Genomic DNA, 19,754 nt, shown 5'->3' on the forward strand with positions numbered 1-19,754 from the left:
CGCCTGCATAAACCGCTCACGGCCTGATCAAACCAGCCCGGTGTTGCAACGACCCTGGAAACCGCCGGAAGGTACTGGGGCCGCTTGGCGTACGGGAGTGCGGGGTCTCAGCCGCCGAACTCCTGGAGGCCCTTGAGCGCCTGGTCCAGCAGCGCCTGCCGGCCCTCGAGCTCCTTGGCCAGCTTGTCGGCCTTGGCGTTGTTCCCGGCCGCGCGGGCCGCGTCGATCTGCTCGCGCAGCTTGTCGACGGCCGCCTGCAGCTGCCCGGTCAGCCCCGCCGCGCGCGCCCGCGCCTCAGGGTTCGTACGCCGCCACTCGGCCTCTTCGGCATCCTGGATGGCGCGCTCGACCGCGTGCATCCGGCCCTCGATCCGCGGCCGGGCGTCCCGCGGCACATGGCCGATGGCCTCCCACCGCTCGTTGATCGAGCGGAACGCGGAGCGGGCCGCCTTCAGGTCGGTCACGGGAAGCAGCTTCTCGGCCTCGGCCGCCAGCTCCTCCTTGCGCGTGAGGTTCTCCCGCTGCTCGGCGTCGCGCTCGGCGAACACCTGGCTGCGGGCCTGGAAGAAGATGTCCTGCGCACCGCGGAAGCGGTTCCACAGCTCCTCTTCCGCCTCCCGCTGGGCGCGGCCGACGGACTTCCACTCGCTCATGAGCTCGCGGTACCGCGCGGCTGTCGGACCCCAGTCCGTGGAGTCCGACAGCGTCTCGGCCTCGGCGACCAGCTTCTCCTTGGCCTTACGGGCCTCCTCGCGCTGCGCGTCCAGCGCCGCGAAGTGCGCCTTGCGGCGCTTGGAGAAAGCCGAGCGGGCGTGCGAGAAGCGGTGCCACAGCTCGTCGTCGGTCTTCCGGTCCAGGCGCGGCAGGCCCTTCCAGGTGTCGACCAGGGCACGCAGCCGCTCCCCGGCCGCCCGCCACTGCTCGCTGGCCGCCAGCTCCTCCGCCTCGGCGACCAGTGCCTCCTTGGCGTGGCGGGCCTCGTCGGCCTGCCGTGCCTTCGCCGCCCTGCGCTGCTCGCGCCGCATCTCCACCTCGCTGGTGAGCTGGTCGAGCCGCTTGCGCAGCGCGTCCAGGTCGCCGACGGCGTGATGTTCGTCGACCTGCTGGCGCAGATGGTCGATGGCGGTCATCGCGTCCTTCGCGGACAGGTCGGTGGTCCGCACCCGGCGCTCGAGGAGGCCGATCTCGACGACCAGTCCGTCGTACTTGCGCTCGAAGTAGGCGAGGGCCTCCTCGGGAGTTCCCGCCTGCCACGATCCGACGACCTTCTCGCCCTCAGCCGTCCGCACGTACACGGTCCCCGCCTCGTCGACGCGGCCCCATGGGTCGCTGCTCACAGCGCCTCCTCCACATGATGCCGAAGCGGGCGCGCGGCCCGCGGGCATCGTCCACAATTCCAGTCCGGCCGGGCCATGCCCGAACCGTCCGACGAGCTGCTGGTTCTCCCGTTGATGCTGCAGGGTGGCAGCCGTCGGAGCAGGCACCCTACACAACGCCAACATAGGCGAACCGTGGGTCGGCTGTCCGCATCCAGCGCGACCGAAATTTCACGTTCGGGGGCCTCAGGACTTCGTGACCGTCGCCTTGTCGATCACGACGGTGGCATGCGGCGCGGTGTTGCCCGTCGCGTCCGGCGCCGCGGCACCGGCGCCGGCGATCTTCTTCAGCACGTCCTTGCCACCCGTGATGGTGCCGAAGGGCGTGTAGTCCGGGGGCAACTGGCTGTCCTGGTGGACGAGGAAGAACTGGCTGCCGCCGGTGTTCCGCCCCTTGCCGGTCTGTGCGTTGTACTTGTTGGCCATCGCGACCGTGCCCGCCGGATAGACATTGCCCTTGAGCTTCGGGTCCTTCAGATTCTCGTCCGGAATCGTGTAGCCCGGTCCGCCCTTGCCGGTGCCCTTCGGGTCGCCGCACTGCAGCACATGGATACCGCCGTCGGTCAGCCGGTGGCACTTGGTGTGGTCGAAGAATCCCTGGCCGGCGAGGAAGGTGAAGGAGTTGACCGTATGCGGGGCCTTGGCCGCGTCCATCTCGATGTCGATGTCGCCGCAGGTGGTCTGCAGCCGCATGGTGTACGTGGCCTTGGTGTCGATGGCGAGCTTCGGTTCCTGCTGCCACTGCTTGGTGCCGGGGGAGCCCCCAGCGGGCTTGCCACAGGGGTCCGGCGCCTTGCTGGTGGGAGACGCGCTCGGCTTGGCGAGGTCCTCGCCCGTGTCGGCTCCGGGGCTCGCGATGACGTACCAGGCCGTGAGGGACGACAGGAGAACGACGGCGACTCCGACCACGAACACAGCGCGGCGGCGCGTCTTGCGGCGCTGCTCGACTCTGCGCCGCTGCTGACGCTCGAACTTCTCCCGGGCGAGCTGCCGCCGCCGCTGGTCCTTCGTGACCACCGCTTCGTCTCCTTGTGCCGAGGTGTCTGCCGCCCGCCGTGGGCGTGCACTGTGAGGCTCGGCCGTACGGTATACGGGTTCGCTGTCGCCAGGCCCGCGCCGGTAGGCTCTGAACTGCTCAGATCCTTCCGCTGGACGACTGTTGAGGACGATCGTGCTTATTGCCGGGTTCCCCGCCGGGGCCTGGGGGACCAATTGCTACCTGGTCGCCCCCGCCGCGGGTGAGGAGTGCGTGATCATTGACCCGGGCCACGAGGCGGCCCCGGGAGTCGAAGAGGCACTCAAGAAGCATCGGCTCAAGCCCGTCGCCGTCGTCCTCACCCACGGCCACCTCGACCACACTGCCTCGGTCGTCCCGGTCTGCGGTGCGCACGGCGTGCCGGCCTGGATCCACCCCGCGGACCGCTACATGATGACCGACCCGGAGAAGGCGCTCGGCCGTGCCATCGGCGCACAGCTGCTCGGCGAGCTCAGTGTGGGAGAGCCCGACGACCTGAGGGAGCTGACCGACGGCGCGGTGCTGAAACTGGCGGGGCTGGAGTTCACCGTCGCGCACGCGCCCGGCCATACCAAGGGGTCGGTGACCTTCCGGCTGCCCGAGCAGGCCGATGTTCCGTCGATCTTCTTCTCGGGCGACCTGCTGTTCGCCGGCTCCATCGGACGTACCGACCTGCCCGGCGGCGACCCTGCCGAGATGCTCGAGTCCCTGGCCCGTGTGTGCCTGCCGCTCGACGACTCGACCGTGGTGCTGCCCGGCCACAACGAGCACACGACCATCGGCCGCGAGCGCGCCACCAACCCGTACCTGCGGCAGGTGGCCGCCGGCCTGGGAGCCGACGACCTCTCGGCTCCACGACGAGGAATGTGACGAACTCTTCCGTGAGCACCTTCAAGGCCCCCAAGGGCACGTACGACCTGATCCCGCCGGACTCCGCGGCCTACCTCGCCGTCCGGGACGCCATCGCCGCTCCGCTGAAAGGCGCGGGCTACGGCTATATCGAGACCCCCGGCTTCGAGCAGGTGGAGCTCTTCTCGCGCGGTGTCGGCGAGTCCACCGACATCGTCACCAAGGAGATGTACACCCTCACCACCAAGGGCGGCGACCAGCTGGCGCTGCGCCCCGAGGGCACCGCCTCCGTGCTGCGCGCCGCGCTCGAGGCCAACCTGCACAAGGCCGGGAACCTGCCGGTCAAGCTCTGGTACTCCGGCTCGTACTACCGCTACGAGCGGCCCCAGGCCGGGCGCTACCGGCACTTCTCGCAGGTCGGCGCCGAGGCCATCGGTACGGAGGATCCGGCGCTGGACGCCGAGCTGATCATCCTGGCGGTTGACGCGTACAAGTCGCTCGGCCTGAAGAACTTCCGGCTGCTGCTGAACTCGCTGGGCGACAAGGAGTGCCGTCCGGTCTACCGGGCCGCCCTCCAGGAGTTCCTGCGCGGCCTCGAGCTCGACGAGGACACCCGCCGGCGGATCGAGATCAACCCGCTGCGCGTGCTCGACGACAAGCGCGAGGCGGTGCAGAAGCAGCTCGTCGGTGCGCCGATGATGCGCGACCACCTGTGCGAGGCGTGCAAGAGCTACCACGAGCAGGTGCGCGAGCTGCTGACGGCGGCGGGCGTCGCCTTCGAGGACGACCCGAAACTGGTGCGCGGCCTGGACTACTACACCCGGACCACGTTCGAGTTCGTCCACGACGGGCTCGGCTCGCAGTCCGCGGTGGGCGGCGGCGGCCGCTACGACGGCCTGTCCGAGATGATCGGCGGCCCGGCGCTGCCGTCGGTCGGCTGGGCGCTCGGCGTGGACCGTACGGTCCTGGCGCTGAAGGCCGAGGGCGTCGAGCTCCAACTGCCCTCGGCCACCGAGGTGTTCGCCGTCCCGCTGGGCGAGGAGGCCCGGCGGGTGCTGTTCGGCCTGGTCACCGAGCTGCGGCGGGCCGGGGTCGCCACGGATTTCGCGTACGGCGGCAAGGGGCTGAAGAACGCGATGAAGTCCGCGAACCGGTCGGGCGCGCGGTACGCCCTGATCGCGGGTGAGCGTGATCTCGCCGAGGGCGTCGTCCAGGTGAAGGACTTGGAATCCGGCGAGCAGCAGCCGGTCGCCCTGGACGCCGTGGTCGCGGAGCTCCGGGAGAAGCTGGCCTGAGGGCGCAGGCACGGGACCGGGGTCCGAGGCTCGGGCCCCTGCGTCCCGGGCCCTGCGTCCCGGGCCCAACGGGCCCTGCGTCCCGGGCCCAACGGGCCCTTCAGCGCCGGAATCCCGCCGAATGAGGGACCAAGGTCCCTCATTCGGTCGACAGCGGCCAGTCGCGGGACTCGCTGCGGCACAATTGGCCGTGCTCGGCAGGGCGAATCCCCCGGAAGCGACGGAACGGCGATATGACGATGACAGCGCTTGACGAAGTGACCACTGACGACCAGGGCGGCGAGGTCGCTACCGGCGGCGCTGTGGGCGGCAGTCGCGCCTTCGCTCTGCTGCTGGTGATCACCGGAGCCGCCGGGCTGCTTGCCGCGTGGGTCATCACGATCGACAAGTTCAAGATCCTCGAGGCGAAGGTCGCGGGCAAGACCTTCACCCCCGGCTGCAGCCTCAACCCCATCGTCTCCTGCGGCAACATCATGGAGAGCAAGCAGGCCGCGGCGTTCGGATTCCCCAACCCGATGCTGGGCCTGGTCGCGTACGGCATCGTGATCGCCATCGGCATGGGCCTGCTGGCCGGTGCCCGCTTCCGCCGCTGGTTCTGGCTGGGGCTGAACGCCGGCACGCTCTTCGGTGTCGGGTTCTGCACCTGGCTGCAGTACCAGTCGCTGTACGTCATCGGCTCGCTGTGCCTGTGGTGCTCCCTGGCCTGGGTGGCCACCATCGTGATGTTCTGCTACGTCACCGTGCACAACGTCCGGCACCGCTTCCTGCCGGCGCCGGAAGGCGTACGGAACGGGCTGCTGGAGTTCGCCTGGGTGCCTCCGGTGCTGTGGATCGGCGTCATCGGCATGCTGATCCTGACGCGCTGGTGGGACTTCTGGACCAGCTGACCCGGCACCCGGACCGGCTGAGCCGGCGAGCCTGGGGGTTCGCCTCTCGAGCACCACGCGGCATTGTCAGTCCGGTGACATAGGCTCCTGGGACGTGGAGCCCGACCTGTTCACCGCCGCCGCCGAGGACCGCCAGCTGAAGGACCCGGCGAGCAGTCCGCTGGCCGTACGCATGCGCCCGCGCACCCTCGACGAGGTCGTCGGGCAGCAGCATCTGCTGCGGCCCGGCTCACCGCTGCGCCGGCTTGTGGGCGAGGGGAACGGAGGCCCGGCGGGCCCCTCCTCGGTGATCCTCTGGGGGCCGCCCGGCATCGGCAAGACGACCCTGGCGTATGTGGTCAGCCAGGCGACGAACAAGCGCTTCGTCGAGCTGTCGGCGATCACGGCCGGCGTCAAGGAGGTGCGGGCCGTCATCGACGGCGCGCGCCGCGCCTCCGGGGGCTTCGGCAAGGAGACCGTTCTCTTCCTCGATGAGATCCACCGTTTCAGCAAGGCCCAGCAGGACTCCCTGCTGCCCGCGGTGGAGAACCGCTGGGTGACCCTGATCGCGGCCACCACCGAGAACCCGTACTTCTCGGTCATTTCGCCCTTGCTGTCCAGGTCGCTGCTGCTCACGCTGGAGCCGCTGAGCGACGACGATCTGCGGGGCCTGCTGCGCCGGGCGGTGGCGGACGAGCGGGGGCTCGGCGCGGTGGTGCGGCTGCCGGAGGACGCCGAGGCTCATCTCCTGCGGATCGCGGGCGGCGACGCGCGCCGTGCGCTGACCGCGCTGGAGGCCGGAGCCGGTGCGGCCATCGCCAAGGGCGAAGCGGAGATCACCCTTGAGTCCCTGGAGGAGGCGGTCGATCGCGCGGCGGTGACGTACGACCGCGACGGCGATCAGCACTACGACGTCGCCAGCGCGCTCATCAAGTCCATCCGCGGCTCGGACGTGGATGCGGCGCTGCACTACCTGGCCCGGATGATCGAGGCCGGGGAGGACCCGAGGTTCATCGCCCGGCGGCTGATGATCTCCGCGAGTGAGGACATCGGCATGGCGGACCCGACGGCGCTGCAGACCGCGGTCGCCGCCGCCCAGGCCGTGGCGATGATCGGCTTCCCGGAGGCGCGGATCACCCTTGCCCAGGCCGTGGTCGCACTCGCCCTCGCGCCAAAGTCCAACGCGGCCTACAAGGCGATCGACGCGGCCCTCGCGGACGTCCGCGCGGGCCTCGCCGGCCCGGTCCCGCCGCATCTGCGGGACGGTCACTACAAGGGCGCGCAGAAGCTCGGCCATGCGCAGGGCTATGTGTATCCGCACGATGTGCCGGGCGGCATCGCCGCGCAGCAGTACGCCCCGGACGCGGTACACGGAAAGCGTTACTACGAGCCGACGCGGTTTGGCGCGGAAGCGCGCTACGCGGACGTCGTCGAGCGGGTCCGCCCACGGCTGAGGGGGGAGCAGCCGCGTGGCGCCGAGGTGTCCCGCCCGCCGGAGGCGCGCCGCCCCGCGGATGCCGGGGGTGCCGAGGCGTCGCCGTCCGGCGAGGACCCTCCGGGCGCAAGCTGAGCGGCTGCGCCCGTACCCGTGGCCGGCGCCTCCGGAGCGATGGGCGCAACCGGGCGCCAAGTGCCGAGGCCACACGGGCGCGGGGTGCCGGGGTGAGCGCTGCCCGACAGGGACATGGGCGCCCCGGCTGGTCCCATAAACTCATCCCGCTGCGGCAGCTGCGCCCCCTGTGGCGGCAGCACCGCGGAGAGGCCCTGATCCTGGTGGCCACGGCGGTCGCCATCGTCGCCACCAGCATGTTCGAGGGCGTACTGGCCGGCCTGGTGCTGGCGGTGGCCAAGGCCGCGTGGGAGACCTCGCACATCCATATTCACGTCGACGACAATCCCGGCCGGACCGAGCCCATCAGGGTGGTGCTGTGCGGCAACGCGACCTTCCTGCGGCTGCCTGGCGTGCTGGACACCCTCGAAGCGCTGCCGAAGGACCGGCACATCGAACTGGACCTGCTCGGTCTGCGGCACCTGGACCACGCGCGCCGTACGGCGTTGACGAGCCGGGCGGACCGGCACAACAGCCAGGAGGGTGCCACCCGAGTGCTGATGCCCGCGGGCTGACCCGCTGCCACGCACCCTGACCGCCGGCCCCTGTCCTTCGTCCCCTCGGGCAGGGGCCGGCTCACCCTCGGACGCCAAAGCCCCCGCGCGCGGCGGCCCTTGCGCAGAGCGCCGGTCAGTCGGATGTGAGGGCCGCCTCGAACAGGGCGTGCATGGCGCGGCGCAGTTCGACGATGTCCCGGACCGGCTCGGGGAAGTCGAAGCGGGCGTCAAGGGCCCGGCCGCCGCCCACGAACCGCACCCGTAGGCCGAAGCGGTCCAGCGCCACCGGCACCACCCGGTCCCGCAGTCCGCACACCCGCTCCGCCCGCTCGTCCAACAGACCGCACAAACCTCGCACATGATCGCCATGTGCCGCGGCCAGGTGCTGCAGGAGTTCCGCCTCGTGCACGACCAGCGGGTCGGGCTCGGCGGCCACGAACTCATCCGGTTCCACGGACTGCACGCCCCACAGGTCATCGACGCTCGCCTCGCCCACCTCCAGCTTCAGCAGCGTCCAGGCGGGCCGCCCGTACTCGCCGGGCCTCGGGTCCGGCCGCAGTTCCTCGCCGAGGCCCAGCAGTTCACCGACCGGGTGCCGCTCGGCAAGCAGCATCGCGCACGCCGCACGCTCGGCGTTCCGTACGGGTGTCAGCCACCCGGCGACCCACGCGCGGCCCCGGATACGATGGGGGACGGCGACCGGCGCGACATCCGTGAGCTCCATCACGGCGGCCAGGTCGTCGTCCTGCGCGTGGGCCGCGGCGCGAGCCGCGGGGGAGTCCCCAGGCATCAGCAGAAGCACGTCGCCGTCCGCAGTGACGGTGCGTGCCGCGGGCGTCGTTGCGCCCAGTTCGTCCAGATCCGCACTCGGAATACCGAGTGTGGCTGAGGCGTTCGACTCCACGAGGGTTCGTACGCGCTCGGCGGCCGTGGGCTGCCGGGCGTCGGTTTCCCAGGGGCGCGGCTGACCGTCGTCGGCGCTCCGCATCGTCGTTTCCGCGGTGCGGCCTGCGTTGGGCACGGGGCTCCAAGGTCGAAACATGCGTTCTCCTCGGCTAAGGTAAGGCTCACCTAACTTACACGGAGGTTCGTTCCACGTGAACCAGTCGCGTCCCAAGGTCAAGAAGTCGCGCGCACTCGGCATCGCCCTGACGCCGAAGGCGGTCAAGTACTTCGAGGCGCGTCCCTACCCGCCCGGCGAGCACGGCCGCGGCCGCAAGCAGAACAGTGACTACAAGGTCCGTCTGCTGGAGAAGCAGCGGCTGCGCGCCCAGTACGACATCAGCGAGCGCCAGATGGCCCGTGCCTACGACCGCGCTCGGAAGGTCACCGGCAAGACGGGCGAGGCCCTGATCGTCGAGCTGGAGCGCCGTCTGGACGCGCTCGTTCTGCGGGCCGGCCTGGCCCGCACCATCTACCAGGCCCGCCAGATGGTCGTTCACGGCCACATCGAGGTCAATGGCCGCAAGGTCGACAAGCCGTCCTTCCGGGTCCGCCCCGGCGACGTCGTGATGGTCCGCGAGCGCAGCCGGGACAAGCACCCCTTCCAGGTGGCGCGCGAAGGCGGCTATTCGCCCGACGGTGAGACCCCGCGCTACCTCGAGGTCAACCTGCAGGCCCTCGCCTTCCGCCTCGACCGGGAGCCGCTCCGCAAGGAGGTCCCGGTGATCTGCGACGAGCAGCTCGTCGTCGAGTACTACGCCCGCTGACCCGGCGCGTCACTCACACATGGCTCGGCCCGCCGTCTCTCCGCCGTTCTCGGCCGGGGGAGCGGCGGGTCCGTGCGCAGTGCCCGGGCCACGGCGGCGTCCAGATCCAGCCGGGCCCCCGCGTGCAGCGACGCCTCGTACGCCTCCTCGCCCAACTGCTCACGCACCCGCTCCTCGCACAGGGCGTGCGGCGCGTTGAAGTGCTGGGAGCCGAACAGCGGCAGGCCGACCGAGCGCCAGATCTGCCCGGCCGCGCCCTGCAGCACCGCGGCCTCCTCCGGATCGCCTTCGCCCGCTGTGATCAGCGCCAGCAGTTCGATCGCCAGGACCGCCCCGACCAGGTCGTTGAACGCGTGGTCGATGCCCAGGCACTCCTCCAGCAGCTCCCGCGCCTCCTCGACGTCGCCGCGGGTCCAGGCCGCGTAGCCCAGCACGTACAGCGCGTACGCCAGCGTCCAGCGTTCGCCGTGGTCCTCACAGACCCGGCGGACCTCCTCGCACAGCGCCACCGCACCGGCCAGATCGCCCTGGAAGGCCACCGCCATGGCCAGTTCGACCTGGCCCATGAGCACGTTGCTGTTCAGCTCGCCGATCTCGCGGTAGCGCTCCAGCGCCGAGCGGATCAGCTGCTCGGCGCGCGGCATGTCGTCGGTGACCAGCGCCAGGCAGCCGGTGCGGTGCAGGCTGTACGCGGCGGCCGTCGCGTTGCCGACGCGTTCGGCCTCCTCCTGGCACTCCTGGAGTGCCCCTATCGCGCCCACCGTGTCCCCCTGCAGAACGGCCACGTAGCCGGCCACCCACAGCGCCTTGAGCCTGGAGTCGTCATAGTCGCTCTCCAACTCCAGGGCGCGCTCCAGCCAGTGGCGGCCCTCGGCGAGCCGGCCGCAGCCGACCCAGTAGAACCACAGGGTGCCCGCGAGGTACTGCCCCATCCGGGCGTCCTCGCCCGGCTCCAAGCTGAACTCCAGGGCCACCCGCAGATTGCTCAGCTCGGCATCGATCCGGGCCGCCACCTCGGCCTGCCGGGGGCTGAACCAGTCCAGCTCGCACCAGGTGGCCAGGCCCATGTACCAGTCGCGGTGCCGGCGGCGCATGGCCGCGGTGTCACCCGTCGCGTCCAGCCATCCCGCCCCGTACGCCCGTACGGTCTCCAGCATCCGGTACCGGACCCCGGCGGGGGAGTCCTCGCGGACGATCACGGACTGCGCCACCAGCGAGGCGACCACATCGAGCAGTTCCTCCGCGGGCAGATCGGGCCCGGAGCAGACGTACTCCGTCGCCTCCAGGTCGAACTGGCCGGCGAACACCGACAACCGCGCCCACAGCAGCCGCTCCCGCGGGGTGCACAGCTCGTGGCTCCAGCCGATCGCGGTCCGCAGCGTCTGATGCCGGGGCAGGGTGCCCCGACAGCCGCCGGTGAGCAGGCGGAAGCGGTCGTCCAGCCGCTGCAGCACCTGGTCCAGGGACAGCGCCAGCAGCCGGCCGGCCGCCAGCTCCAGGGCGAGCGGGATCCCGTCGAGCTGGTGACACAGCTCCGCGACATCCCAGCGGTTCTCCTCGGTGATGGCGAAGCCGGGGAGGACGGCGGCGGCGCGGTCGGCGAAGAGCAGCGCGGCATCCCCCAGAGGGACGGCCGGGGCCTTCGACGAGCGGGCCGGAGCGGGGGCCGGCATCGGGCCGAGCGGGAAGGTCTGCTCGCCCGGGATCCCGAGCGGCCGCCGCCCGACGGCGAGCACCCGCAGCCCCGGAACCCGGCGCAGCAGGTCGCACACGAGTTGCGCGCACTGCTCGACGAGGTGCTCGAAGCCGTCCAGGACGAGCAGGAGCCGGCGGTCGGCGAGCCGGTCGCCAAGGGCGGTACGCCGCTGCCGGCCGGCTTGGTCGGGCAGTCCCAGGGCTTTGGCGACCGCGTGTTCCAACAGCTCCGGGCCGGTGAGGGCGGCCAGCTCCACCAGCCACGCGCCATCAGAGAAGCGTTCCTGCTCCCGTATCGCGGCATGCAGGGCGAATCGGGTCTTGCCGACCCCGCCGAGGCCCGTCACGGTCACCAGCCGGGCCGTGGCCAGTTGCCCCCGCAGCCCGGCGAGTTCGGCCGTCCGACCCACGAACCGGTTCAGCTCCGCCGGCAGGTTGCCGGGGGCGGGCGGGAGCGCGGCGGAACAGTCACCGCCGCGGTCGAGGGGCATGGAATGTCGCATGGCACACGGAGCGTACTCATCCGCATGCGGACCGTACAGCAACTTGGTGAAACGGCCCCCGGCACGGGGTACGGGAAGCCCCCGCCACCGCACAATCCGTTACGGGCCCCCAGCCTCGGCGCGATAGGGTCGTACTCCTGCCGCCCGATCCCGGAGATGACCGCCCGTGACCGGCGGTGGCCGGCGAGCGAGCCAAAGGGCGCCGGTGTTGCGATCCCAGCTACCGCTGGGGGAGCCGACACCGGGTCTGGGAGCACCTCCCAGCGGTAGTCTCCCGGGCCCAACGGCCCGGGAGGTACCCCCGGGAGGAGACCGGAGGTGAGCCGAGCCGAGGTCCGAAACGTCTACAAGGAGCGGTGCAACGTGTCCGGTGGAGAGGTGGCCGGGATCCTGGTGGCCGTCTTCTGGGCCATCCTGGTGTCGTTCCTCGCCGTGGTGCTGGTGAGGCTCGCGCAGGTGCTCAGAGCAGCCACCAAGCTGGTGGCCGATGTCTCCGAACAGGCGGTCCCGCTGCTCGGCGAGGCATCGGCGACCGTACGGTCGGCGCAGACGCAGCTGGAGCGGGTCGACGCGATCGCGACCGATGTGCAGGAGGTCACCTCCAACGCCTCCGCGCTCTCCTCGACCGTCGCCTCCACCTTCGGCGGCCCGCTGGTCAAGGTCGCGGCCTTCGGCTACGGCGTGCGCCGGGCGATGAGCGGCCGGAAGGATGCGCAGCAGGCGGCTCCCCGCCGTACCGTGATCGTAGGCCCTGCCGTGCCGCCCGCCCGGCGGGGCGGCTGGCGCTTCCGCGGTGGAAAGGGCTGACGCAGATGTTCCGCCGCGCTTTCTGGTTCACCGCCGGCGCCGCGGCCGGCGTGTGGGCCACCACCAAGGTCAACCGCAAGCTTCGGCAACTCACCCCGGAGAGTCTGGCCGCGCAGGCCGCTGACAGGGCCATCGCGGCCGGCCACCGGCTCAAGGAGTTCGCCCTCGACGTCAAGGCCGGGATGGCCCAGCGCGAGGACGAGCTGAACGACGCCTTGGGCCTCACTCCCGGGGACGACGACCACGACCGGCACCCACAGCTGCCCGGGCCGCGCCGTCCGGCCGCACTGGGCACCACGTACCCGCACAAGCCTTCCAACTCGCACAATCGGAATGAGGACCACTGATGGAGTCGGCTGAAATCCGTCGCCGCTGGCTGCGCTTCTTCGAAGAGCGCGGGCACACCGTCGTGCCGTCGGCGTCGCTCATCGCGGACGACCCGACGCTGCTGCTGGTCCCCGCGGGCATGGTGCCGTTCAAGCCGTACTTCCTCGGTGAGGTCAAGCCGCCGTTCCCGCGCGCCACCAGCGTGCAGAAGTGCGTGCGCACGCCGGACATCGAGGAGGTCGGCAAGACCACCCGGCACGGCACCTTCTTCCAGATGTGCGGCAACTTCTCCTTCGGCGACTACTTCAAAGAGGGCGCCATCAAGCTCGCCTGGGAACTGCTGACCACCCCCGTGGCGGACGGCGGCTACGGCCTGGACCCCGAGCGGCTGTGGATCACCGTCTACAAGGACGACGACGAGGCCGAGCAGATCTGGCGCGATGTGATCGGCGTCCCCGCCGAGCGCATCCAGCGCCTCGGGATGAAGGAGAACTACTGGTCCATGGGCGTCCCGGGGCCCTGCGGACCCTGCTCCGAGATCAACTACGACCGGGGCCCGGAGTTCGGTGCCGAGGGCGGCCCGGCCGTCAACGACGAGCGCTATGTGGAGATCTGGAACCTGGTCTTCATGCAGTACGAGCGCGGCGAGGGCTCGGGCAAGGAGGACTTCCCGATCCTCGGCGAGCTGCCCAGCAAGAACATCGACACCGGCCTCGGCCTCGAGCGCCTGGCGATGATCCTGCAGGGCGTGGAGAACATGTACGAGATCGACACCTCGCGCATGCTCATCGACAAGGCCACCGAGCTCACCGGTGTGCCCTACGGAGCCGCCCATGACTCGGACGTCTCCCTGCGCGTCGTCTCCGACCACCTGCGCACCGCCGTGATGCTGATCGGCGACGGCGTCACCCCCGGCAACGAGGGCCGCGGTTACGTCCTGCGCCGCATCATGCGCCGCGCCATCCGCAACATGCGCCTGCTGGGCGCCGACCGGCCCGTCGTCGGCGAGCTGGTCGACACCGTCATCAAGGCCATGGGCCCGCAGTACCCGGAGCTGGTCGAGGACCGCAAGCGCATCGAGACCGTCGCGCTCGGCGAGGAGGCCGCGTTCCTCAAGACCCTCAAGACCGGCACCAACATCCTCGACACCGCCGTCGCGGACACCAAGGCCGCCGGCGGCACCGTCCTGCCGGGCGACAAGGCGTTCCTGCTCCACGACACCTGGGGCTTCCCGATCGACCTCACCCTGGAGATGGCCGCCGAGCAGGGCCTGTCCGTGGACGAGGAGGGCTTCCGCCGCCTGATGAAGGAGCAGCGGGAGCGGGCCAAGGCCGACGCCGCGGCCAAGAAGACCGGCCACGCCGATCTGTCCGCCTACCGTGAGGTCGCCGACACCTCCGGCGCCACGGTCTTCACCGGCTACACCGACACCGAAGGTGAGTCCACCGTCGTCGGCCTGCTGGTGAACGGCGTGCCCTCGCCCGCCGCCCAGGAGGGCGACGAGGTCGAGGTCGTCCTGGACCGCACCCCGTTCTACGCCGAGGGCGGCGGCCAGCTCGCCGACACCGGCCGGATCAAGCTCGACACCGGTGCCGTCGTCGAGGTCCGCGACGTCCAGCAGCCGGTGCCGGGCGTGAGCGTGCACAAGGGCGTCGTCCAGGTGGGCGAGGTCACCGTCGGGGCCGCCGCGTACGCCGCCATCGACGTTTCGCGCCGCCGCGCCATCGCCCGCGCCCACAGCGCCACCCACCTCACCCACCAGGCGCTGCGCGACGCCCTCGGCCCGACCGCCGCCCAGGCCGGCTCGGAGAACTCGCCGGGCCGCTTCCGCTTCGACTTCGGCTCGCCGACCGCCGTCCCCGGCTCGGTCCTGGGCGACGTCGAGCAGAAGATCAACGAGGTGCTGGCCCGCGAACTCGATGTCACCGCCGAGGTGATGAGCATGGCCGAGGCCAAGAAGCAGGGCGCCATCGCCGAGTTCGGCGAGAAGTACGGCGAGCGCGTGCGCGTCGTCACCATCGGCGACTTCTCCAAGGAGCTGTGCGGTGGCACGCATGTGCACAACACCGCCCAGCTCGGCCTGGTCAAGCTGCTCGGCGAGTCCTCCATCGGCTCGGGTGTGCGCCGCGTCGAGGCCCTCGTCGGCGTGGACGCGTACAACTTCCTCGCCCGCGAGGCCACCGTGGTGTCCCAGCTCACCCAGCTGGTCAAGGGCCGCTCGGAGGAACTGCCGGAGAAGATCGCCGGCATGCTCGCCAAGCTGAAGGACGCCGAGAAGGAGATCGAGCGGTTCCGGGCCGAGAAGGTCCTGCAGGCCGCCGCGGGTCTCGCCGAGAGCGCCAAGGACGTACGGGGCGTCGCTGTGGTCACCGGGCGGGTGCCGGACGGCACCAGCGCCGACGACCTGCGCAAGCTCGTCCTCGACGTACGCGGCCGGATCCAGGGACGCCCGGCCGTCGTCGCCCTGTTCACCGTGGCCAAGGACCGTCCGCTGACCGTGATCGCCACCAACGGGGCGGCCCGCGAACGCAGGATCAAGGCCGGTGAGCTGGTCCGTACCGCCGCCAAGGCCCTCGGCGGCGGCGGTGGCGGCAAGGACGACGTCGCCCAGGGCGGCGGCCAGAACCCGGCCGCCATCGACGAGGCCATCGCCGCCGTCGAGCGCCTGGTCGCCGAGAAGGCGTGACGGCGACCGAAGGAACCGCTCAGGAGGCTCTCGCAATGCGACGCGGCAGGCGCATCGCCATCGACGTCGGGGACGCCCGGATCGGGGTCGCCTCGTGCGACCCCGACGGGGTCCTGGCCACGCCGGTGGAGACCGTGCCGGGCAAGGACGTTCCAGCCGCTCAGCGGCGCCTGGCGGCGATCGTCGCCGAGTACGAGCCGATCGAGGTCGTGGTCGGTCTGCCCCGCTCCCTCAGTGGCGGGGAGGGACCGGCCGCGGCCAAGGTCCGGGCCTTCGCGCAGACCCTGGCGAAGGGCATCGCGCCGGTGCCGGTCCGGCTCGTGGACGAGCGGATGAGCACCGTCACCGCAGCTCAGGGTCTGCGCGCGTCCGGCGTCAGCACCAAGAAGGGCCGCAGGGTCGTCGATCAGGCCGCGGCCGTGGTCATCCTCCAGAACGCCCTCGAGACCGAACGAGCCTTGGGTAAAGCTCCGGGCGAGGGCGTCGAAGTGGCCATGTGATCGCGGTACGGTAGCGTTCCGCGCGATGCGGCGGCGTTCGATTACCGCCGTGCGGATGAGGCGGACCGGACACCTGCGCCCCACAGACATGCGCACCGGGAGCCGCCTCGTGGCTCTAGGGGATCGATGACTGAGTATGGCCGGGGCCAAGGCTCCCAAGCGTGGCATCCCGAGGACCCTCTCTACGGGGATCCGGGGTCGACCGGACAGCAGCCCGCGTACAGTCACGGTCCGTACGGCAGACACCCGCAGCAGCAGCCGCAGCCACAGCAACCGCAGTGGGACGGCCAGTACGGGCACCAGCAGCAGTACGGTTGGGATCCCTCGCAGACGGCCGGGCAGCCGGCGTACGGGGCGGAACCCCGCGATCCGTACGGCCACCAGCCCGCCGGGCCGTACGGCGGCGAGCCCCCCGGCTACTACGGTGGCCGGCCCGGCTACCCGCAGCAGCAGCCGGCCCACCAGCATCCGCAGCAGTACCAGGAGCAGTACCAGGAGCAGTACCGGCAGCCGCAGCAGTACCACGAGCAGCGCCGGCAGCCGGAGCAGCAAGAGGCGGCGCCCTGGGCGTCGGAGCCCGACGAACCCGAGCACCCCTTCTTCGCGGACAGCCCGGACCGGGCCCGGCAGCGGGAGTGGCGCGAGGACGATGACGACGCCGACGACGAGCCCGCGTATCGCGGCGGTCAAGACCGCCGCCCCAAGAAGCGCCGCAGCGGCACGGCCTGCCTGATCGCCGCCGTGGTGCTGCTCGGTGGCGTCGGCGGGGCCGGATGGTTCGGCTACCAGTTCTGGCAGGAGCACTTCGGCCCGGCGCCGGACTACGCGGGCGAGGGCAGCGGTGAGGTCCAGGTCGAGATCCCGCAGGACGCGAGCGGGGTGGAGATGGGCAACATCCTGAAGAAGGCCGGGGTGGTCAAGAGCGTCGGGGCTTTCACCGAGGCCGCCGCCCAGAACCCCAAGGGCAGCGCCATCCAGCCCGGCTTCTACACGCTCAGGAAGCACATGTCGGCGGCCGCTGCGGTCAAGGCCATGGTCGATCCCTCGGCGCTCAACGCCCTCATCATCCCGGAGGGCAGGCGGGCCTCGGACATCTACCAGGCCATCGACGCCAAGCTCAAGCTGGCCGACGGCACCACGGCGAAGGTGGCCAACAAGGCCGATCTCGGCCTGCCGTCGTGGGCGAAGGGGAACCCCGAGGGCTTCCTCTTCCCCAGCCGCTACAGCGTGGGCGAGGGCACCAAGCCCGAGGCCATCCTCCGGGAGATGGTCAAGCGTGCCGAGGCGGAGTTCGCCAAGGACGACCTCGAGGCCCAGGCGCGCAAGGCGGGCAAGAACCCGTACCAGGTGCTGGTGATAGCGAGCCTGATCCAGGCGGAGGCCCAGGAGAAGCACGAGTTCGGCAAGGTCTCGCGGGTCATCTACAACCGCCTGAACCAGAACATGACGCTCGGCTTCGACTCGACCATCAACTACGCCAAGGGCCGGTCGACTTTGGACACCACCATCGCGGACACCAAGTTCAACTCCCCGTACAACACCTACCTCCACAGGGGCCTGCCGCCGGGGCCGATCGACAACCCCGGGCACCAGGCGATCGAGGCCGCGCTCAACCCGACACCGGGCAACTGGCTGTACTTCGTCACCGTCAAGCCCGGCGACACCCGCTTCACCGCCAGCGATGCCCAGCACCAGAAGAACGTGGCGGAGTTCAACAAGTACCAGCGGGAGCACAAGAACGGATGAGCACGGCACGACGCGCGGCGGTCCTCGGATCGCCGATCGCCCACTCCCTCTCGCCGGTCCTGCACCGGGCGGCGTACGAGGCGCTGGGTCTGGCGGGCTGGACGTACGACCGGTTCGAGGTCGACGAGGCCGCCCTGCCCGGCTTCCTCGGCGACCCTCCGGCGGGCGACTGGGCAGGACTGTCCCTGACCATGCCGCTGAAGCGCGCCGTGATCCCGCTGCTCGACGAGATCAGTGACACAGCCGCGTCCGTCGAGGCGGTCAACACGGTCGTCTTCCAGCCGGACGGCCGCCGTACAGGCGACAACACCGACATCCCGGGCATGGTCGCGGCGCTGGGCGAGCGCGGCGTCGAGAAGGTCGAGCGTGCCGCCGTGCTCGGCGCCGGGGCCACCGCCTCCTCCGCGCTCGCCGCGCTCTCCCGGATCTGTTCGGGCGAGGTGACGGCGTACGTACGCAGCGAAGCCCGCGCCGCCCAGATGCGGCAGTGGGGCGAGCGGCTGGGGGTGCAAGTGCGGACGGCGGACTGGGCGGATGCCGCCGAGGCGTTCACCGCCCCGCTGGTGATCGCCACCACCCCGGCCGGTACCACCGACGCCCTCGCCGCGGCCGTCCCGGAGCGGCCCGGCACGCTGTTCGACGTGCTGTACGAGCCCTGGCCGACCCGGCTCGCCGCCGCCTGGGCCGGGCGCGGGGGCGCTGTGGTCGGCGGGCTGGACCTCCTGGTCCACCAGGCCGTCCTCCAGGTCGAGCAGATGACCGGACGGGCCCCGGCACCGCTGGCGGCCATGCGGGACGCCGGCGAGCGGGCACTCGCGGAGCGCACCGAGACCTGAGGCGCGCCCTGAATGCCCGGCGCTTCGCGCCGGGCATTCGCCCACCCACCCGCCCTGTGGTCGGCCGGAGCCGTCCGAGACGTGGGCAGACCGTCCGCTTTGTGGACCGCGACCGGTCACGCCACCCGGACGTGGGAGGATCAGAGGTGGCGGGCCACGGCCGCGCCTCCCAGAGCTTCGCCTGGGGAGTGCCCCAGGTCGCGCCGTACGTCCGAGGTGGATCAAGAGGAGCACCGTTGAGCAGGTTGCGCTGGCTGACCGCGGGGGAGTCGCACGGCCCCGCACTCGTCGCGACGCTGGAGGGTCTCCCCGCCGGCGTCCCGATCACCACCGACATGGTGGCGGACGCGCTGGCGCGGCGGCGGCTGGGCTATGGCCGCGGTGCTCGGATGAAGTTCGAGCGTGACGAGGTCACCTTCCTCGGCGGTGTGCGGCATGGCCTGACACTGGGCTCCCCGGTGGCGATCATGGTGGGCAACACCGAGTGGCCGAAGTGGGAGAAGGTCATGGCGGCCGACCCGGTGGACCCGGCCGAACTGGCCGACCTCGCGCGCAACGCCCCGCTGACCCGCCCCCGGCCCGGCCACGCCGACCTCGCCGGTATGCAGAAGTACGGGTTCGACGAGGCCCGCCCGGTCCTGGAGCGCGCCAGCGCCCGGGAGACCGCGGCCCGCGTCGCGCTCGGCACGGTCGCGCGCTCGTATCTGAAGGAAACGACCGGCATCGAGATCGTCTCCCACGTGATCGAGCTGGCCTCGGCCAAGGCCCCGTACGGTGTCTACCCCAAGCCGTCGGATGTGGAGAAACTGGACGCCGACCCGGTGCGGTGCCTCGATCCGCAGGCGAGCGAGGCGATGGTCGCCGAGATCGACCAGGCCCACAAGGACGGCGACACCCTCGGCGGCGTGGTCGAGGTGCTCGCCTACGGGGTGCCGGTCGGGCTGGGCTCGCATGTGCACTGGGACCGGCGGCTGGACGCCCGGCTGGCCGGCGCGCTCATGGGCATCCAGGCCATCAAGGGCGTGGAGATCGGCGACGGCTTCGAGCTGGCCCGCGTTCCCGGCTCCAAGGCGCACGATGAGATCGTCGCGACCGAGGAGGGCATCCGCCGTAGCTCCGGCCGGGCGGGCGGTACCGAGGGCGGCCTGTCGACCGGCGAGCTGCTGCGGGTCCGGGCGGCGATGAAGCCGATCGCCACCGTGCCGCGGGCGCTGGCCACGGTCGACGTCACCACGGGCGAGGCCGCGCAGGCGCACCACCAGCGCTCGGACGTGTGCGCGGTGCCGGCTGCCGGCATCGTCGCCGAGGCGATGGTGGCGCTGGTGCTGGCGGACGCGGTGGCGGAGAAGTTCGGCGGCGACAGCGTTGCCGAGACCCGCCGCAACGTGCAGAGCTACCTCGACAACCTGGCGATCCGATGAGCCCTCCCATGAACGAC

Annotated in this window: 16 protein-coding genes and 1 pseudogene; 13 read left to right on the forward strand and 4 right to left on the reverse strand. The window is 71.3% G+C overall.

Annotated elements, in window-relative coordinates; all coding sequences use genetic code 11:
- Positions 1-107: 107 nt before the first annotated feature.
- Both ACY34J_RS10600 and ACY34J_RS10605 read right to left on the reverse strand, forming a co-directional pair.
- Complete coding sequence (locus tag ACY34J_RS10600) at positions 108-1,337, reverse strand: DUF349 domain-containing protein (protein ID WP_462726215.1); 1,230 nt, start codon at positions 1,335-1,337, stop codon at positions 108-110.
- A gap of 225 nt (positions 1,338-1,562) precedes the next feature.
- Positions 1,563-2,393: a peptidylprolyl isomerase gene (locus tag ACY34J_RS10605; protein WP_462726216.1), complete on the reverse strand. Its 831-nt coding sequence runs from the start codon at positions 2,391-2,393 to the stop codon at positions 1,563-1,565.
- Between the two features lie 154 nt (positions 2,394-2,547).
- Here ACY34J_RS10605 and ACY34J_RS10610 point away from each other — a divergent pair, with 154 nt between their 5' ends.
- From ACY34J_RS10610 to ACY34J_RS10630, 5 genes and pseudogenes are all read left to right on the forward strand, one after another.
- Complete coding sequence (locus ACY34J_RS10610) at positions 2,548-3,261, forward strand: MBL fold metallo-hydrolase (protein ID WP_462726217.1); 714 nt, start codon at positions 2,548-2,550, stop codon at positions 3,259-3,261.
- Between the two features lie 11 nt (positions 3,262-3,272).
- Entirely contained in the window at positions 3,273-4,535 is a 1,263-nt protein-coding gene (gene hisS, locus ACY34J_RS10615) for a histidine--tRNA ligase (RefSeq protein ID WP_462726218.1), read from the forward strand.
- A 233-nt stretch (positions 4,536-4,768) separates the two neighbouring features.
- Positions 4,769-5,422 carry a vitamin K epoxide reductase family protein gene (locus ACY34J_RS10620; protein ID WP_462726219.1) on the forward strand — a complete coding sequence of 218 codons (654 nt, stop codon included), beginning with the start codon at positions 4,769-4,771 and terminating at the stop codon, positions 5,420-5,422.
- 94 nt (positions 5,423-5,516) lie between these two features.
- Positions 5,517-6,971 carry a replication-associated recombination protein A gene (locus ACY34J_RS10625; RefSeq protein ID WP_462726220.1) on the forward strand — a complete coding sequence of 485 codons (1,455 nt, stop codon included), beginning with the start codon at positions 5,517-5,519 and terminating at the stop codon, positions 6,969-6,971.
- 137 nt (positions 6,972-7,108) lie between these two features.
- Positions 7,109-7,525, forward strand: a pseudogene (locus ACY34J_RS10630) (SulP family inorganic anion transporter); the annotation flags it as partial.
- A gap of 115 nt (positions 7,526-7,640) precedes the next feature.
- Here the strand turns inward: ACY34J_RS10630 and ACY34J_RS10635 are convergent.
- Positions 7,641-8,549, reverse strand: a complete 909-nt coding sequence (locus ACY34J_RS10635) for a DUF2470 domain-containing protein (RefSeq protein WP_462726221.1) — start codon at positions 8,547-8,549, stop codon at positions 7,641-7,643.
- 55 nt (positions 8,550-8,604) lie between these two features.
- Here ACY34J_RS10635 and rpsD point away from each other — a divergent pair, with 55 nt between their 5' ends.
- Positions 8,605-9,216, forward strand: a complete 612-nt coding sequence (gene rpsD / locus ACY34J_RS10640; protein WP_462726222.1) for a 30S ribosomal protein S4 — start codon at positions 8,605-8,607, stop codon at positions 9,214-9,216.
- Here the strand turns inward: rpsD and ACY34J_RS10645 are convergent.
- Complete coding sequence (locus tag ACY34J_RS10645; RefSeq protein ID WP_462726223.1) at positions 9,204-11,414, reverse strand: ATP-binding protein; 2,211 nt, start codon at positions 11,412-11,414, stop codon at positions 9,204-9,206. The two genes, rpsD and ACY34J_RS10645, sit on opposite strands and share 13 nt — an antisense overlap.
- A gap of 318 nt (positions 11,415-11,732) precedes the next feature.
- Between ACY34J_RS10645 and ACY34J_RS10650 the strand changes: the two genes are divergently transcribed.
- From ACY34J_RS10650 to aroC, 7 genes are all read left to right on the forward strand, one after another.
- Positions 11,733-12,221 carry a DUF948 domain-containing protein gene (locus tag ACY34J_RS10650; protein WP_462726224.1) on the forward strand — a complete coding sequence of 163 codons (489 nt, stop codon included), beginning with the start codon at positions 11,733-11,735 and terminating at the stop codon, positions 12,219-12,221.
- 5 nt (positions 12,222-12,226) lie between these two features.
- A complete protein-coding gene (locus ACY34J_RS10655) occupies positions 12,227-12,568 on the forward strand; it encodes a DUF6167 family protein (RefSeq protein ID WP_462726225.1) in 342 nt (113 codons plus the stop codon).
- Positions 12,568-15,234, forward strand: coding sequence for an alanine--tRNA ligase (gene alaS / locus ACY34J_RS10660; protein ID WP_462726226.1), 2,667 nt, complete (start codon positions 12,568-12,570; stop codon positions 15,232-15,234). Before ACY34J_RS10655 ends, alaS begins: the two co-directional genes overlap by 1 nt.
- Positions 15,235-15,269: 35 nt before the next feature.
- The gene (ruvX, locus tag ACY34J_RS10665) at positions 15,270-15,734 is read left to right on the forward strand and encodes a Holliday junction resolvase RuvX (protein ID WP_462726227.1); all 465 of its coding nucleotides are present in this window, start codon (positions 15,270-15,272) and stop codon (positions 15,732-15,734) included.
- A gap of 126 nt (positions 15,735-15,860) precedes the next feature.
- Positions 15,861-17,480: an endolytic transglycosylase MltG gene (mltG, locus tag ACY34J_RS10670; RefSeq protein ID WP_462726228.1), complete on the forward strand. Its 1,620-nt coding sequence runs from the start codon at positions 15,861-15,863 to the stop codon at positions 17,478-17,480.
- Entirely contained in the window at positions 17,477-18,316 is an 840-nt protein-coding gene (locus ACY34J_RS10675) for a shikimate dehydrogenase (protein WP_462726229.1), read from the forward strand. Before mltG ends, ACY34J_RS10675 begins: the two co-directional genes overlap by 4 nt.
- 236 nt (positions 18,317-18,552) lie before the next feature.
- Positions 18,553-19,737 carry a chorismate synthase gene (gene aroC, locus ACY34J_RS10680; protein ID WP_462726230.1) on the forward strand — a complete coding sequence of 395 codons (1,185 nt, stop codon included), beginning with the start codon at positions 18,553-18,555 and terminating at the stop codon, positions 19,735-19,737.
- Positions 19,738-19,754 lie beyond the last annotated feature (17 nt).

The organism is Streptomyces sp. HSS9-12 (assembly GCF_054963655.1).